This is a genomic window from Sphingomonas sp. (assembly GCF_048595155.1).
Lineage (GTDB): Bacteria > Pseudomonadota > Alphaproteobacteria > Sphingomonadales > Sphingomonadaceae > Sphingomonas_I.
In genome coordinates this window covers 1-15,582 of the sequence record NZ_JBMDXN010000102.1, presented here as the reverse complement: position 1 = coordinate 15,582, position 15,582 = coordinate 1, and the positions used below count along the sequence as shown (strand labels likewise).

Annotated in this window: 12 protein-coding genes; 5 read left to right on the top strand and 7 right to left on the bottom strand. The window is 61.6% G+C overall.

What is annotated here, in order from left to right; translation table 11 throughout:
• On the top strand, positions 1 to 223 hold a 223-nt coding region (locus ACOJSI_RS16050; protein WP_420139310.1), incomplete at its 5' end, for a VOC family protein.
• A gap of 22 nt (positions 224 to 245) precedes the next feature.
• A complete protein-coding gene (locus ACOJSI_RS16045) occupies positions 246 to 650 on the top strand; it encodes a RidA family protein (protein WP_420139309.1) in 405 nt (134 codons plus the stop codon).
• Between the two features lie 254 nt (positions 651 to 904).
• On the opposite strand, the gene ACOJSI_RS16040 is transcribed toward ACOJSI_RS16045, so the two are convergent.
• The 7 genes from ACOJSI_RS16040 to ACOJSI_RS16010 form a co-directional block, all read right to left on the bottom strand.
• Positions 905 to 2,431 (bottom strand): carboxylesterase/lipase family protein, encoded by a 1,527-nt coding sequence (locus ACOJSI_RS16040; protein ID WP_420139308.1) that lies wholly within the window; start codon positions 2,429 to 2,431, stop codon positions 905 to 907.
• A 41-nt stretch (positions 2,432 to 2,472) separates the two neighbouring features.
• Positions 2,473 to 4,635: a TonB-dependent receptor gene (locus ACOJSI_RS16035; RefSeq protein ID WP_420139307.1), complete on the bottom strand. Its 2,163-nt coding sequence runs from the start codon at positions 4,633 to 4,635 to the stop codon at positions 2,473 to 2,475.
• 304 nt (positions 4,636 to 4,939) lie between these two features.
• Positions 4,940 to 6,637, bottom strand: coding sequence for a glycoside hydrolase family 3 protein (locus ACOJSI_RS16030; protein WP_420139306.1), 1,698 nt, complete (start codon positions 6,635 to 6,637; stop codon positions 4,940 to 4,942).
• The gene (locus ACOJSI_RS16025; RefSeq protein WP_420139305.1) at positions 6,634 to 8,133 is read right to left on the bottom strand and encodes an MFS transporter; all 1,500 of its coding nucleotides are present in this window, start codon (positions 8,131 to 8,133) and stop codon (positions 6,634 to 6,636) included. Before ACOJSI_RS16025 ends, ACOJSI_RS16030 begins: the two co-directional genes overlap by 4 nt.
• Complete coding sequence (locus tag ACOJSI_RS16020) at positions 8,063 to 9,169, bottom strand: LacI family DNA-binding transcriptional regulator (RefSeq protein ID WP_420139304.1); 1,107 nt, start codon at positions 9,167 to 9,169, stop codon at positions 8,063 to 8,065. Before ACOJSI_RS16020 ends, ACOJSI_RS16025 begins: the two co-directional genes overlap by 71 nt.
• A gap of 624 nt (positions 9,170 to 9,793) precedes the next feature.
• A complete protein-coding gene (locus tag ACOJSI_RS16015; protein ID WP_420139303.1) occupies positions 9,794 to 10,267 on the bottom strand; it encodes a hypothetical protein in 474 nt (157 codons plus the stop codon).
• Between the two features lie 827 nt (positions 10,268 to 11,094).
• Complete coding sequence (locus ACOJSI_RS16010; RefSeq protein WP_420139302.1) at positions 11,095 to 11,994, bottom strand: restriction endonuclease; 900 nt, start codon at positions 11,992 to 11,994, stop codon at positions 11,095 to 11,097.
• A 194-nt stretch (positions 11,995 to 12,188) separates the two neighbouring features.
• Between ACOJSI_RS16010 and ACOJSI_RS16005 the strand changes: the two genes are divergently transcribed.
• From ACOJSI_RS16005 to ACOJSI_RS15995, 3 genes are all read left to right on the top strand, one after another.
• Positions 12,189 to 12,949 (top strand): IS5 family transposase gene (locus tag ACOJSI_RS16005; protein ID WP_420139301.1). Its coding sequence is split into 2 segments (ribosomal slippage): positions 12,189 to 12,522 and positions 12,522 to 12,949, totalling 762 coding nucleotides; the frame shifts between segments, so codons are not numbered across the junction.
• Positions 12,950 to 13,044: 95 nt separating this feature from the next.
• The gene (locus tag ACOJSI_RS16000) at positions 13,045 to 14,781 is read left to right on the top strand and encodes a hypothetical protein (protein WP_420139300.1); all 1,737 of its coding nucleotides are present in this window, start codon (positions 13,045 to 13,047) and stop codon (positions 14,779 to 14,781) included.
• A partial coding sequence (locus tag ACOJSI_RS15995) for a hypothetical protein (protein ID WP_420139299.1) occupies positions 14,778 to 15,582 on the top strand: 805 nt, incomplete at its 3' end. The genes ACOJSI_RS16000 and ACOJSI_RS15995, both read left to right, overlap by 4 nt.

Below are 15,582 nucleotides of genomic sequence, written 5' to 3'. Positions count from 1 at the left end.
TGACAAGCCAGACGATCGTGGCACGGAGCAGCCGCGGGTCTGCGATGCTGGCGGGCATCATCTGGGGCTACGGGTCGACGATGTCGAGAAGGCCCGCCGCTTCCTGGTCAGCCGGGGGTGCACGGTGATGGACATCATCTCGATCACTGAAGGGCCGCTGGCTGGAAAGAAGAACCTCTATTGCCGCGATCCGTTCGGCAATCCGCTCGAAATCGTCGATTGAACCTCTCGAGGAGCAAACCGCAATGTCTATCAGCCGCATCAACCCCGCGAGCCTGTATGATTCCGTGAGCTATGGTTTCTCCCACGCAACGTTGGATCAGGGCGGCAAAACGCTGCACCTCGCCGGCCAGGTCGCGTGGAATGCCGACTATGTACTGATCGGTGATGGTGATCTGGCCGCACAGACGCGGCAGGTGCTGGCAAACCTGAAAACGGTTTTAGCAGAGGCGGGTGCGGGACCTGCGGATATCATTCGGCTACGAACCTATATCGTAAACCACAGCCCGGATAAGCTTGGAGTGGTTCTGCCTGAGATTGCCAGCTTCTACGAAGGTGCCGACCCGGCCCCCAATACTCTCATCGGCGTTGCCGCGTTGGCGCTTCCTGAATTCTTGATCGAGATTGAAGCGACCGCCACAGTGGCCTAGCTCGCCAGCGGCGCTTAATCAGGGCAATGTCACATCCACTCCGATAGTGGGTCCGCAGGTGCATAGACACGGAGTTCGTGCTCGATCTGCGTGGCACGGAGCATGCCGCTGGTCGGCGTTGCCGGCTCCGCTTACAGTCCAAGATCGTCGCTGAATGCCCGCTCGAGATCGCGACCAGCGTTCCGGGGAGCAAGACAGGTGGCGGCCAACGGTGGCGAGCTTGCCGCGGACCACCGTTGGGTCCGCTATTCCGTTTAGCGCTGACTATGTTCGACGAAGTCGAGCCTCTCAGCTAACGGATCCTGCCGCACCGTCACGCCGTCGCGCGAGATATAGTTCAGATCTGACGACGGGTGGGCGAAGCGCGTCCACGATCTGCCGCGCGTCAAAGGGATGCTGGATCGTGCAAAAGCGATCCACGCTCCATGCATCCAACCAGCAATCTGCTTGTCTCTGGCGGTTAGCGCCCTCTCATATCGTTCGTTCAACGTGTCGAATATGAAGGGGATTTCGCTTGCGTGTGGCGCGCCGCCCCACTCCTTCTGCATGACCGATGCGACATAGTCGAACCGATAGAGCCACACCGGCTGGCGCGGTGCCAGGATACGCGCCACCGCCCTGGTTGGTTCGTTCATATATCGATCAGCGAAGAGATCGGTGGCGACGAGAGGCACGGGTCGCGTTCCGTCAGGATCGTAGAGCGCCTTTGCCATTGCGGCGCGCGGGCCAAACGCAGCAAATAATTGCCCCTTGTCGCCACCGAAAGGAAAGCCGTCCATCGAATTGGTGCCGAGCAGAAGCGGCACCGCCGCCCCGCGCCGCGCACGATAAGCATCGATGGGCGTTTCGATCACCGTCTCCCCGTCGATCATCGGGCCCGAATAATCAGCCGCATCCATAGATGCCATGTCCAGACCGCCAATTACGCGATCAGCCGGCAACGCGCGCAATCCAGACGCACTCATGGCGCCACCGAGCGGCTTGCTGAACCTCTCACCCGCTGCAAGTGCCTCTGCGAAGGTCGGCACATGCGTCGGGTCGGTGATCCCGCGGCCGGCGCCCGATTGCACAATCGCTTTGGCAAACAGCCCTTTCGCCATCGGAGATGTCATGAGCACATGCACGGAAATGCCCCCTGCACTCTCTCCGAACAGTGTCACGTTCGCGGGGTCGCCGCCGAAGGCGGCTATATTGGTCTTGACCCATTCAAGGGCGGCGATCTGATCTCGAAAGCCGAAATTGCCACCGCCGCCTTCCGCCATGAGCGCGGGATGGGCAAAGAAGCCGAACCGCCCCAATCGATAGTTGAGGCTTACCAACACCACGCCGTCCCGCGCGAACGCGGCGCCCGAATAGACCGGCGCCGAGCTGCCGCCGTTGACGAAGCCGCCACCGTGCAACCACACCATCACCGGCCGCTTACTACCGGCTTTGACTGCAGCCGGTCGCCAGACATTGAGGTAGAGGCAGTCTTCCGACGGCTTCGTACCAAGAGGCGCAGCATCGCCCGGGAAAAGATGCTGGGCGCAGTCCGCCGCATAGCTGCGAGCATCGCGTATCCCCGTCCAGTGCACGACAGGTTGAGGAGCACGCCAGCGGTTGTCCCCGACCGGAGCGGCCGCATAGGGGATGCCGAGAAACGCATCGACCTGCCCTTGCCGGGAACCCAGCAGAGTTCCTTCCGCTAGTTTTACCTGCGGGCCGGCACCGGCCTGCGCACGTGCCACGGATGCCACCGAGCAGATTATGGCAAGTCCGCAGATGAAGACGCGTCGTCTCATTCGAACATTCTCCTAGGAGACCGTGTCTGGCTGCGACGGGGTCAAAAGCGGAACCCGGCGCGTACGCCATAGGTCCGCGGATCCTGGAAAGTCACCGTTCCGCCGGCCAAGCCGGGAAAAGCTGCCACGGTCGTTGCACTCGACAAGACGATCGTGTTCTCAAGGTTCTTCGCAAACCCTTGCAGATACCAGCGCTTGTCGGGCGCCGTATAGGTCAGCGAGACCTCCGTCCGAGTATAGGAGGGCTGGCGGAACTGTTCCCGCAGCGTCGTCGACAGGAATTCGTAGGAATCACTGATCCGGCTGCGGACCTGCGCGGTCAGGTCGCTCCCGTTGGCGAGCGGCAGGCGGTAGCTGTAATCAACGCTGGCAACCCATTCGGGCGAGCGGTCGAGCCGATATCCCGCAAAATTGACGCCCGGTGCGATCTGGTAGTCCCGATACTTCGCGTTGAGCCAAGCCACGGTGGCACCGAAACGGTTGCGGGGGCTCGGTGTGGCGACCGCCTCCAGCTCGACGCCATCGATCCGGGCAGACGCCGCGTTCGTAGTCACTTGGCATGGACCGCCGCAGATGTTGCTCGCCTGGCTAAGCTGCAGACCCTTGTAATCATAATGAAAATAGTTGCCGTTAAGGCGCAGGCTGTTGCCCATTTGGCGCGTCTTGAAGCCAACTTCGTAGGCGGTGAGCGTTTCGGGCTGATAGAAGAGCGCTTCGGACGGGATCGGCGCCGTGCAATTGGTATCGCCGGCGAGGCAGCCGTCGTTGAAACCGCCCGCCTTATAACCGGTCGAAACGCTGGCGTAGAGCAAGGTGCGGGCATCGACGTCAAGCTCGGCTCCCGCCTTCCACGTCAGCTTGTGGAAGCGACGATGCGCTTCGTTCAGGGAGTCCGGCGGGAAGACCAGCGGTTCGCCCACGGAGCCATGCAGAATGGTGGCGCCGACGCGGGACTTTTTGTCACTGGTATAACGCAGACCGCCGGTCAGTCGCAGCGTGTCCGTCAGGCTGTAGGTCGCTTGACCGAAGCCCGCGATCGATTGCGCTTTGGTCGGATCTTGGAGGAAGCCAAAAATATAGCCCGGCGTGCCGGGGGTCGGGCTGATCAAGCCGGTGATCAGAACCTCGGAACGCGAATGTTCCTTGAAGAAATAGCCGCCAACCTGAACCTGCAGGCGCTCGCTCGCATAAGCGAGGCGCAGCTCATGCGATGTCTGCCAATAGGACGCATTGAGCGATCCGGGATTGGACAGCGCAAGATTGAGTCTAGGCACGAAGCCGGTCAGGCCGGGCGCCTCTTCGTCGCGATGAAACTCGCGGTACGAGCCGAGATAGGTAAGGGTTAGGGCGTCGCTGAGCTGATGGTTGAGTTCCGCCATTACACCCCATGTATCGTCGTCGCGGCTGCTCTGGCTGCCTTCCTGAAAGCCGAGCAGGCGCTGGCGGGAGGAGCGGCCCGACAAATAGACCGGCTTCGTACCGGCCATACCCTCGGCGGGGCCATCGAACGGCGCAAAGAAATTGTAGGCCGACACCGCATTGGTCGGCTTGCCCTTGATCGAGCTATAATCTCCCCGAACCAGCAGGCTGGTGCGATCGCTGATGTCCGCGAGCACGCTCAGCCGGCCGGACAGATTATTCTTGAACGGGCTTAGATCATAGGGCGAGTCACCACGCTTGATGTAGCTGTCACGGCGATCGTAATTGACGGCAGCGCGCACCGCGACGGCATTGCCGACCGGCACATTGATCATGGCGGTCCCCTGGCGCGTATCGAAATTGCCGAACGAGCCGTCCACCGACGCCTCGAACCTGTGCTTGGGTCGCGCTGAGATCACGTTGACGACGCCGGCCGTTGTATTGCGGCCATAGAGCGTACCTTGCGGGCCACGCAGCACTTCCACGCGGTCAAGATCAAAGAACGATACTTCCTGCGCCTGCGGCCGCGCGATGTAGATTCCGTCAAGCAGGAAGGCTGCTGAAGGATCTCCTTTTTCGGTGTTATCGTTGCTGGAGACGCCGCGGATCGTGATGCGCAGGCCGTCGGTCCGATCAATCGAAACTGTCGGGATAACGTCGGTCAGTGTTGTCGGATTGGTGACACCCGCCGCTGTGAGCTCACCGCCGCCAACCGCATTGAGCGCGATAGGCGTCTTCGACGCGAGCGACTGAGTACGGTTGGCGGTAACCACGATATCGCCCATATCGACGGCAGGAGCTTCCCCTACGGGATCGACGCTGGCGGGAAGTGGTGCAAGCTGCGCATGAAGCGGCGCAGCAAAGAAAAGCGTTATCGGTAGCGTCGCGAGCAACGCACCGACGCGTCTTCCCCTACCGCGGCCCGCAGCTGCTCGTGAGAATTCGGGCACAATTGCCACATCGAATTTCGTGCCCATGAATCCACTCCTTCATTTTCTTGTTTAGCGCAAAACTACAACGGCAAGGCGCCGTCAAGCTCAGGTTGTCATCACGCTCTGGATTTGGTTCAGGCGTTGCGAAGGTGCCGCGTCACCAACGCAATTGCTCCTCGCCACAAAAAGGATCTACCGGGCTTACGCCCTCGAACGGCCGCTCGCCGGTCAGACGCGCCACTAACTCGCGTTGAACGACAGCCAGCGACGAATAGGCATTGACGTAGGTAGCAAAATTGGCGGCGTCGCGCAGATAATAAGGCTGTCCGAACGACAACAGCAGCGTTGGCACTTCTTTGTTGAATTGCATCATCGCGCGCCGCATCCCGCCGTGCATCTTGGCGAAGTCCAGATGTATCTGCCCGATGCTGGGTGTGGCCTCCTGCCCGATCAGATAGATTATAAGATCGGTGTCGTCCCTCGTCGGCGGCAGATCCGGATTGAACATACGCAGCTGGAAGCCATGCGCTTGCAAAGCGTCTTGGAAGGGATCGAAGCTGCGGTCGGCGGCGCCGGCGAAGAAGGTCCAGCCAGCATCGGCGATGATCGTGATGCGGCGATGCACCTCCATCCGAAGCGGCAGCAGGTTTTGCGTGTCCTTTACCAGGGTCAGGCTGCGTCCGGCGGCGAGACGACCGACTTCGAGGTGGGACTTGGTGCGTAACGCCGCCTGCACCTGGGGCAGACTACCCACGCGCTCGTCCGTCGTACGCCGATGGAGTTTGAGCGCCGCCTTCAGCATGAGCACGCGTCGTACGGCGTCTTCCAGGCGGTCTTCTGACAATCGGCCGTCCCGCAGTGCGTCCCGCATGTGATCCATGTCGGATGCGGCGTCCCGGCTGAACAGAAAGACGTCACAACCACCGGCAATGACGGCGGGCACGGCGTCGCGGCGATCCAGCCAACTCGTAAGCCCGCCCATCACTGTCGCATCGGACACTATCAGCCCACGAAACCCCAGTGTTTCTCGCAAGAGCTGCTGGTTGAGCAGCCTGGACACTGAGGCCGGGGCAAACCGCTCTTTACCCCCTATCCCATTGTGGGCAGCATAGGCAGGCAAAGCGATATGGGCGGACATGATGGTCATGACGCCGTCTGCGATCAGCGTGCGGAACAAGCGGCCAAAAGAGGCTGCCCAAGCGTCAGCATCGAGCGGGTTGACCGTCGTCGTAAGATGCTGATCGCGGTCGTCGACCCCGTCCCCAGGCCAATGCTTGGCGGTAGCGGCAAGGCCATGGCGCTGCAGCACGCGAACGTGCGTCCTGGCTTGCGCAAGCACCCGTTCGACATCGGCACCGTAGGACCGGGTTCCGACCACGGCATTTCGGAACGCGATGTTAAGGTCGATTACGGGCGTAAAGGACCAGTCATAGCCGAGCGCCCGGCTTTCGCGTGCGATTACCTCTGCGACCGCCTCCGAGACCACCAAATCGTCGCACGCCGCGATGCCCATCTGGTTGGGAACAGGAGTGAGGAAGGGATAGCCCGCTGTCCCGCCCTCAATGTCACCGCTTAAGAGCAGCGGGATGTCCGCCGACTCGATCATGCGGCGGGTCGCAACCAAGGCCTGCGCTAAATTAGGTGAGGAGAAACGATGCACTCCGCCAGGGCGCAGCGCCGACAATTCCGCGCATTCTTCCGCCGAATCCGCGCGGCTTGATAGAACGAAGAGCTGAGCGATCGCGTCATCGACGGAGAGGCCGGAAAGCGTTCGCTCGACCCAGGCATAGCCCTTTACGTCCAATGCCAGTGGATCTGGGCCTTCAGTCGCATTGACCGACGCAGGCGCGATCACCGTGGGCCTGCTATCGAAGAGGAGGTGCTGATGCGGTGCCCTGCCATTCCGATCAACAAGCAGATCAGCGCCAGAGGAGAGGCAATTGCGCAGGTGATTGAAATGGCCTGCGGTAGGCGCTGCGGATCGGCATACCAATGATCCGTGATCAGTGCGACGGCCGTTGGCCCGAGCGTCCCGCCGATAAGGTTGATCAGCAGCATGTAGGCCGATGCGACCAAGGCGCGCATCCGATTGGGCGTCATTTCCTGGAGCGCGGCAAGGCCACCGCCGAAATTGAAACCGGCAAAGAAGTTCATAGCCGCGATCAGCGCCAGCGAAACCCAGGGGTTGGCCATGAGCGGAAAGGCGATCGTCAGCGGAATCAGAGCTGAGAAACCGAGCAGCGCGGCCCCGAGGTTACCGTGGCGATGGCCGCGCGCAGAGAGCCAACTCGCGAAATGCCCGCCAATGAAGGCGCCTGCGGTGCCGAAGATGAAAACCACCGTCCCGTAACGCAGGCCTACCTCGGCCGTCGACCAGCCAAACTGGCGCTGGAAGAATGCCGGGATCCACGCACCCGTGCCGTTTCCGACAAAGATCATCAAAGCAAAGGCAAAGCCTATGCCCAGATAAGCGCGTCGCTGCGTCAGCAAATGCGCAAAGAACTGCGTGAGTGGTAACACCTGCCCCGTGGCCTCGCCGGTGTCGCGGCGGATCGGCTCCTTGATTCTCAGCATCAGGAGACCGAGCAAGAGCCCTGGCGCACCCAGCCCTAGAAACACGAGCTGCCAGCCCCGAACCGCGCCAAGTAATGGCATGATAATTGTCGAACCGGTCGGAATGGCTGAAGCGAGCAGGCCGCCTAGAAGCAGCGCGACCGCACCGCCCAGATAGGTACCCATCTGGTAAACACCGATCGCGCCGGCCAATCGCTTCGGTTGGAAATAGTCCGACAGGATCGAATACGCGGCTGGGCCAAGCCCCGCCTCGCCTGCCCCTACTCCGACCCGGGCGGCAAATAGCAGTGGAAAGGTCCGCACCATCCCACATACGGTCGTGGCTGCACTCCACGCGAAGACCGACAAAGCGGCGATGTTGCGTCGGTTGGCGCGATCCGCGATCCGCGCGATAGGAATACCCAGTAAGACGTAAAACAATGTGAAGCTAAGCCCGTAGAGCAGGCTCATACTCGTATCGGAGACATCGAAGTCCCGCTTGATGGGCTCGACCAACAAGGCGAGCGCCTGACGGTCGACGAAGGCGAGTGTATTCGCAAGCATGAGGATAACCGCGACTTTCCACGCGGCACCGCGCGTGGGCCATGCCGTCTCAGCGGTTGCTGGCACTCGGCCGTCACTCAGCACTGAAATGCTGCCGGGCGGCTGCAATAGCGCACATACTCTCTCCTTGTTTAGCGCTAAAACGCAGGAGAGAGTGGTCCTGTCAAGCAGTCTGTACGTTCGATCGGCGAACCGAAGAGCGTTCCACAATCTCGTAAGGGACAAGTTGGTCACGCGGGCCCGCCACGCCGCGGGAACGCGCAGCGATCAAATCTGCCAGCATCGTCATTGCGGTTTCCGCCATCAGCGTCGTATTCTGTCTCACCGTTGTCAGCGTTGGCCAGACTTGCTGCGCGACGGGCGTGTCGTCATATCCAACCACGGACAATGCGCCTGGCACGTCCAGCCCGAGACGGTGAGCGACTGCCAGGACGCCGCACGCTGACGCATCATTGGCGGCGAAAATGGCATCGACGCGCTTTGTTCGGGCGAGCATGCGTTCGGCCGCACGTGTTCCGCCCTCAAAGGTGAAATCACCGGCCTCCACCATGTCCGGATCCACGGTGATGCCGGCTGACGCCATCGCGTCACGATATCCCTGCTCGCGCTGCGCGGCTGCGCTGTGCGTCTTGGGGCCGCCGATCAGACCGACCCTGACGTGACCACGATCTAGCAGCAAGCGGGTGAGATCAGACGCCGCGCGTCGTTCGTCGCAGCGGGCCGACGGCAGGCCCGGCAACGCAGCGCCCGGACTGACAGCCACCGCAGGAAGACCGATTTGCTCGAGCCAACCCGCCCCTGCCACGCTTTCCGCAATTGGCGGAGGCAGCAGTAACCCATTTACGCCGCTCCGATGCAAGCGCTGCAGCGACGTCAACATACCGGCCAAGTCGTCAGGATCCGCCCCCTCAACGATCAGCTCGGCCCCCATGCGCGCAGAGGCATTCAGCGCGCCAACGAGAACGGTCCCGACGAACGCCGTCGCCGCGTTTGTGTAGAGGATACCGATCCGCAACGCTTGCGCGCCGGCCAGCCGCTTCGCCTCTCGGTTTGGAATGTAATTCAGCTGCCTAACGGCAGCCATCACCGCCTCCTGAACGGCCGGACCCGCATTAGGCCGGCGGTTGAGGACATTGGAGACAGTCATAGATGAAACGCCGGCAAGCTTCGCCACATCGGCAATCGTCGTCCGCGCGTGTGAACGCGGGCTCCGGCCGGTCAGTTTCTCGTCGCTCTGCACGCCGCATTCCCTAATTACGGCGCCGCTCATCGCATCAGCGATGCCAACTCGGCAATGGCCTTGTCGATACTCCTCGATGGCCCAGGGCTGCCCGCTACTTTCCGAAGCGAAGAGCAACGCGCGCGCCTTCGCGGCAGCTTGATCGCTGCACCGAAACGCACATTCGCCCGGGCTCGACCTGCCGACATCAGCCGGGTGCAGATTGCGCGCTTTGATCCCCGCGCGGTACATGCAGGTCAGGCACTTTGGAGCTGCCTCTTAATCAGCGGGTCCTAGGTTCGAGCCCTAGTGCGTCCACCACCTTTTCAAACACTTAACCTACATTGAACAAGGCGGCCTGAGGCCAAGGTAGCATTCTAGGTAGCGATCTTCCTGGGACGTACTGAAATGATTTTGCGCTGAGCGGATTCGCCAGCCGAGGGGCGAGCTCCCGCGGATGAGCTTTCCAGCGCCGTTGATGCCGCTGCGTTCGTCAATATTGGAATCTGCTTGGGTGAGGACGTCGTTATTCGACGCCCGAGGCAACTCTATCGGACAGAAGACCCAAAGGCAGACGCTCAGAGACGGTTTGCTGCTGCCCGAACGCAGACGCTCGTTCATCGAATTGGATAGAGGGGGTTGTCCGGCACGCCCCTTTGGGGTCGGCAAGCAGACCTACCGTATCAGATGCTCGACAATGTCAGGACCCACGAGCGACGAAGCAATTGTCGAGCCGGCGAGGCTTTCGCCAGCGTTCAATGCGTTGCTAACGGCGTCGATTTCGGCACTGCCACCCGCGACAGCCTTATAGATCGCGTGATCCATAAGCCCCTTGCGACAATGCTCGCGCGCGACCCACAGGCCGACCACATATTCGGGCTGGCGCATCAACTTCGCCTCTACCTGAGAGCCGTCACGAGCGACGGCCGTCACTACCGGAACAAAATTTGAGACGCCCAACTCTTCTAAGACGGGGCGGCTGAACGCCAGCGGCAATAGCGCTGCGATCCGATGCGCTTCCCCTACGGCGAAGCCCTGGTCTTGCAGGGCCTCAATCTGTTGATCAACCGGGGTCCGAGCGAGCGTTTCGGCGGCGCGGATGATGCGCTCGCTCGTCAAGCGCTTCGAAGGCAAGTTCCACCACGCCATTCGCGCAACCTAGTGGTTGAGCAGAACGCCCGCTAGTGCGCCCGACGACTTGCAGCTTCGCGCCGCATTGACCCACAAACGGACATTCACAGGCGGTTTACAGCTTCCAAACTTCCGACGTTCGTTCATCGGTGCGCGATCGCCACGCCAATGCGCTGGAATGGCGAGACCTGGGACCTGCTGCAATTTGCAGGTGACAGGACGAACGGCAGCTTTCGTCAAAAGCCGCCTTTCAGCGCCCGTCCGACCGTGATTACAGAATGGCATCGACTGGGCCGGTTCGTGACGACCGATTTTCGCCAACTGACAACGAACGCGGACGCGCATTCATGTGGCGTCGTAGCCGCAATGACCTCACCCCGCACATTCGCGGTGGCTTGAGCACCACCCAATATAGGACGCTTGTTTAGGCGAACTTTTCTGGCTTCGACTGGATGGTGACCAAATCTGCCCTCCCTGGGTGCGAAGGTCCGACAAGCTGGCATTGCGACGCGGCCTGCGTTGAAAGCCGCCCAGCACGGCTTTGATGCGATGAGGAAACCAATGATGCCTTGGGTAAAACCGCGCCGAGCTGCGCCAGCCTCTTGGCAGGCGAGGATCGTTCCTTGGCCGACCGTCGCGTCGATCGATCCGATCAGCGTAGCGCGCGCGGCCGCATGCGGATTGTTGGGGGATTGATGCGTACGAGGATCGTCCCGCGCGCGGCGGTCGGTCGCCTGCCGCTGCTTCGAACGCAGCCAGCATCTCGCGGGCATCCGCCAGGGCCGCATGCACAAACCCGGGCGAGATCATGTCATCGGAAAGATCGAGCGGCGTGGCGGTCATCGTCAGCCCACGGTCCCATCCGAACCGACCTGGTGGCGAGCTAGCTGGTCGGCATAGATGATCGTGTCCCGACCGTTCAGATCGCACAGGATCAGCTCGGCAATTCGGTCCGACGTGATTTCGCTGATCTCGGTTTGGTCGGCCATGACATAGGCGATATCGAGAACTTCGAACGGGATTGGCGCGCCGCCAGCGACCGAGAGCGCCCAGCCATTGGGAGCGGCGCGCAGAACGCGCTCGCCCTCGAAGCTGTCACCGGCATCGGCCGCTGCAAGCCGGCGGACATAGTCAAGGAATTGCACCGCCTCCCCATTCTTGACGAAGTGAAGCGGCGTATCCGGTCCGCAGGCACCGGACAGCCCTGCGGCCGCGAGCTCGGCGTTGAACCGCGCATGATTGACCGCGTCGAAGCCCAGCTGTTGGACCTTGAGCCGGACTATGCCGCGAATATTCATGCGCAACACGATCTTTTGCAGCCGTCCTTCGCGATCGGCATCATCGAAGGTGCGCAGGATCGCGAGCTTGATGCCCTTGGCCCTAGCATAGGTTTCGGCGGGCTCGGTGAAGCCGATGCAGGTGACGATGATCGCTTCGTCGGCACTGGTGTCCTCAATCACCGAACGAAAGGAACGCACGATATCGAGATCGACCTTCGCTTCGCGCCGGTCGAAATCCTTGCACTCGACGAGAATGCGGTGCTCGACGCCGTCGCGCTGGATCGAGACATCGATCTGATGTGGTACGGTCGAATCGCCAACGAGCTTCATGTCGTGGACGACAACATCGCGATCGTTCAGCGCCTTCAGCACCATGGCCGCCAGGCGTTCGTAACGCGTCCCCGCCTTGCCGGTCTTGATCGGGTCGAAGCGGTCGTGAAGTTCATCATAGCGCGAACGGGTCAAGGCAAAGGCTTTCTGGCTTAGCCGCAATCCCGTCGATGGCGGCGACACACATATAGATGCGCGGAAAAAAGAATTTCAGAAGAGCGGCCTCTCTCCCGACCGACCCGATGCGGGTGAATTAGGCTCAGGACCTATTAAACTGCTTGTGGCGATAGCGATCGATTGATTCAATGGCGGCGCAAGGAGGCGCTGCCATGAGTGATCTGATCTGGTTGTCGGAAGCGCAGATGCGCCGCATCGAACCGTATTTTCCGCTGTCGCATGGGGTGCCACGGGTCGATGATCGTCGGATCATCAGCGGGATCATCTTCGTGATCAGGAACGGGCTGCGGTGGCGGGATGCGCCAGCCGAGTACGGGCCGCCGAAGACGATCTACAACCGCTTCATCCGCTGGAGCCGGCTAGGCGTGTTCAACAAGATCTTCGCAGGTCTCTCGGCGAAGGACGGGAAGCCCGACCAGTTGATGATCGACGCAACGCATCTGAAGGCGCACCGTACGGCTGCCAGCCTGCTCAAACAGGGGATGGTCCCCGACGTAGCGGCCGCACCAAAGGCGGCCTGAACTCCAAGCTCCATGCTGTGTGCGACGGCAAGGGTCGGCCGCTCGTCATGCTGCTGAGCGAAGGTCAGATGAGCGATTATACAGGCGCGGCCCTCATGATCGATGCCCTGCCCAGGGCGAAGACCCTGCTCGGCGACAAGGGATACGATGCCGACTGGTTTCGTGCTGCGCTCGCCGAACGCAAGATCACGGCTTGCATCCCTTCAAAAGCAAACCGGAAGACACCGATACCGCACGATGCGAGCCCCTATCGTCAGCGCCACAAGATCGAGATTATGTTCGGAAGGCTCAAGGACTGGCGCCGCATCCACACCCGCTATGATCGCTGCGCACACACCTTCATGTCAGCCATCTGCATCGCTGCAACCGTCATCTTCTGGCTCAATCAATGAGTCCTGAGCCTAGTAAGCCTGACGGATGATCTCCGGTGCTGCCTCTCCTATATAGTGGCAGCGGCCCAACGATTCGGCTGCACCATGGGGGACGATTGAGCGACCGGGACGACATCTTTGCGCATGCGGCAGTAGGCACGCTGCCCGAGCTTTTCGTCGAAAAGCTGCGCCGGCATCGCACCGACGACCTCGGCAAGGCGTTTCGCGCTGTGCTGATCAGGCTCCACAATGAGGGCACCATCGACGTGCTCGAACCGGCGCGCCAGATCGCATCGTCACCCATCAATCAGCACGACTTCTTCACGGTAATGCACGTCTATACCGAACTGATCCCGTCGCTCGATGCCAGTGTCCCGGATACGCTTGCCGCGGTGAAGGCGCTGTCCACCCGCGCCGGTGAGGATCTGCTGTCGGGCACGGCCAATGGCGCTTATCGGACCTGGGCCGAACAGGGCAGCCGCGCACGTGATACGCTTGAGGCGATCAACCCGGAGGACGGCGCCGACAGCGCCTATATCTTCCTCGCGCTCCAGGCGCTCGCCAAGGCCGAACCCGATGCGGCGCTCGACCGCGCGATCCTCTATCTCGGCGGCAACGCCGGGCCGGCACGCTCGGCGTCGGCAAAGGCGATCGGCACCTTCGATGTCGGCGAGCCCGGTCGCCGCGCCCGCGCCGTGGAGGCGCTCAGCGTCAATGCCGCCAGCGCCGACGACAACAGCCTTGGTCATATGCTGAGCGCGATCTGCGAGATCGCCCGCGCGCATCCCGACACCAATGCCGCTGCCGCCGAGCTGATCGAAGCCAATGTCGAGCGCACCGAGGATCATGCGATCCATCAGCTGTCACTCGAGCTGATGTTCCACGCCGACGAACTGCCGCCCGAGATCATCTCCGGCCTGACTAAAATCATGCATCGCGTCCCGATCGGCAATCGCGGCACGATCCGCGACATCGGCGCGGCGGCGGGCAAGCTCGCCGACAAGAACCGCCTCGACGAAGCGCTGGCGCTGGTCACGCCGCTGTTCTCACAACATGAGGAACTGACCTCGCTTGAGCCGCTCGGCAGCCTCAACTATCACCTGCTGCAATTGCCGCCCCACCAGCTCGCCAAGACGATAATCACCTGGCTGCTCGCGTGCGACTATAATCTCGGCCTTGCGACCATGGCGCTGGTCGGCAAGTATCATGGCGACAGTCCACTCATCCTTCAGCCCGCAGTCGCAGTCTCATATCTAAGAAATTCCGACCGAGTGCTGCTCGCGCATCGCGCGATCGGCTGGTTGTTCATCCACCCTGTCACCGCCGCGTCGCTCTTGGTCGGCCTGCTCGACGGCTCCGGCGATGCGGAACGGCAGACCATCACCGAGCTGCTGTTCGATCCGCTGCTGATCAACTTCTCAGGGTCGGTAGGCGACTGGATCGCGGGCCAGGCCAAGAACCCCAGTCATTCATCGCAGCCCATCCTCGCCGATCTCACCGCCCGGCTCGAGACCTATATTGACGGGCTGCGTTCGCCCGGTCGGATCAAGGAACTGCGACCGTCGGAGCGCGATCGGCTGATCGAGAATCACCGCCAGCATGAGTCGATGCGCCAGGCCCACAAACAGGCCGAGAAGAAGTCGATCCTCGCCTCGCTCGCGACACGTCAGGTGCTGCTCTACGGCACGCGCTCGATCAGCTATTTCAAGGGGATGGGCGGCAAGCAGCAGCGCAGCGAGATGAAGATGCACAGCTTCAGCCACAGCATCGAATCGCCACGGCTCGACATTCTCGAGCCCTTCGACCTCGACTATATGCTGCGGGTATTCCGCGCGATGAAGACCGCCCCATGAAGCTGGTCATCCGCGAATATCTGGCATCGCTGAAGGAACGCGACGAACTTGACGCGGTGCTGCCGGACCTGCTGACCGAACTTGGGTTCACGGTCTATTCGCGGCCGGCGCGCGGCACGCGCCAATATGGCGTTGATGTTGCGGCGGTCGGTCCTGGCCAGGACGGCATCAGACGGATCCACCTGTTCTCGGTCAAGTCGGGAGACCTCGACCGCAATGAGTGGAACACGGCGAGTCCGCAGAGCCTTCGCCCGTCGCTCGACGAGATCCTCGATCATTACATCACCAGCCGCATTCCGCCCGAGTATGCGAGGCTCCCGATCGTGATCTGCCTGACCTTCGGCGGGGCGATCGACGAGCAGGTCCGCGCCGAAGTCACCGGCTATATGACGCGCAATACCACGCCCAAGATCTCGTTTGAGGAATGGAACGGCGACCGGCTGGCGCAGGTGATACTCGACGGCATACTTCGCGAGGAGCTGCTGCCGGCACCACAACGCAGTCATTTGCGCAAGGCTGTCGCGATGGTCGAGGAGCCCGACATCGCGCTCAAGCATTTCCAGAAACTGCTGCGCGCGTTGGCCGACCAGCCCGGCACGACGCCGACAGCAAGGCTCAGCCAGGCGCGGTTGATCAACATCTGCCTGTGGATCATGTTCGTCTGGGCGCGCGAGGCCGAGAATGTCGAGGCGCCGTACCGGGCCAGCGAATTGGCATTGCTCGAGGTATGGCAGCTGCTGAAGACCGACATCGCCAAGGCCTCGAGAGCAGGCGAGGCCGCCAGCCTCGTCCTCAACGAAC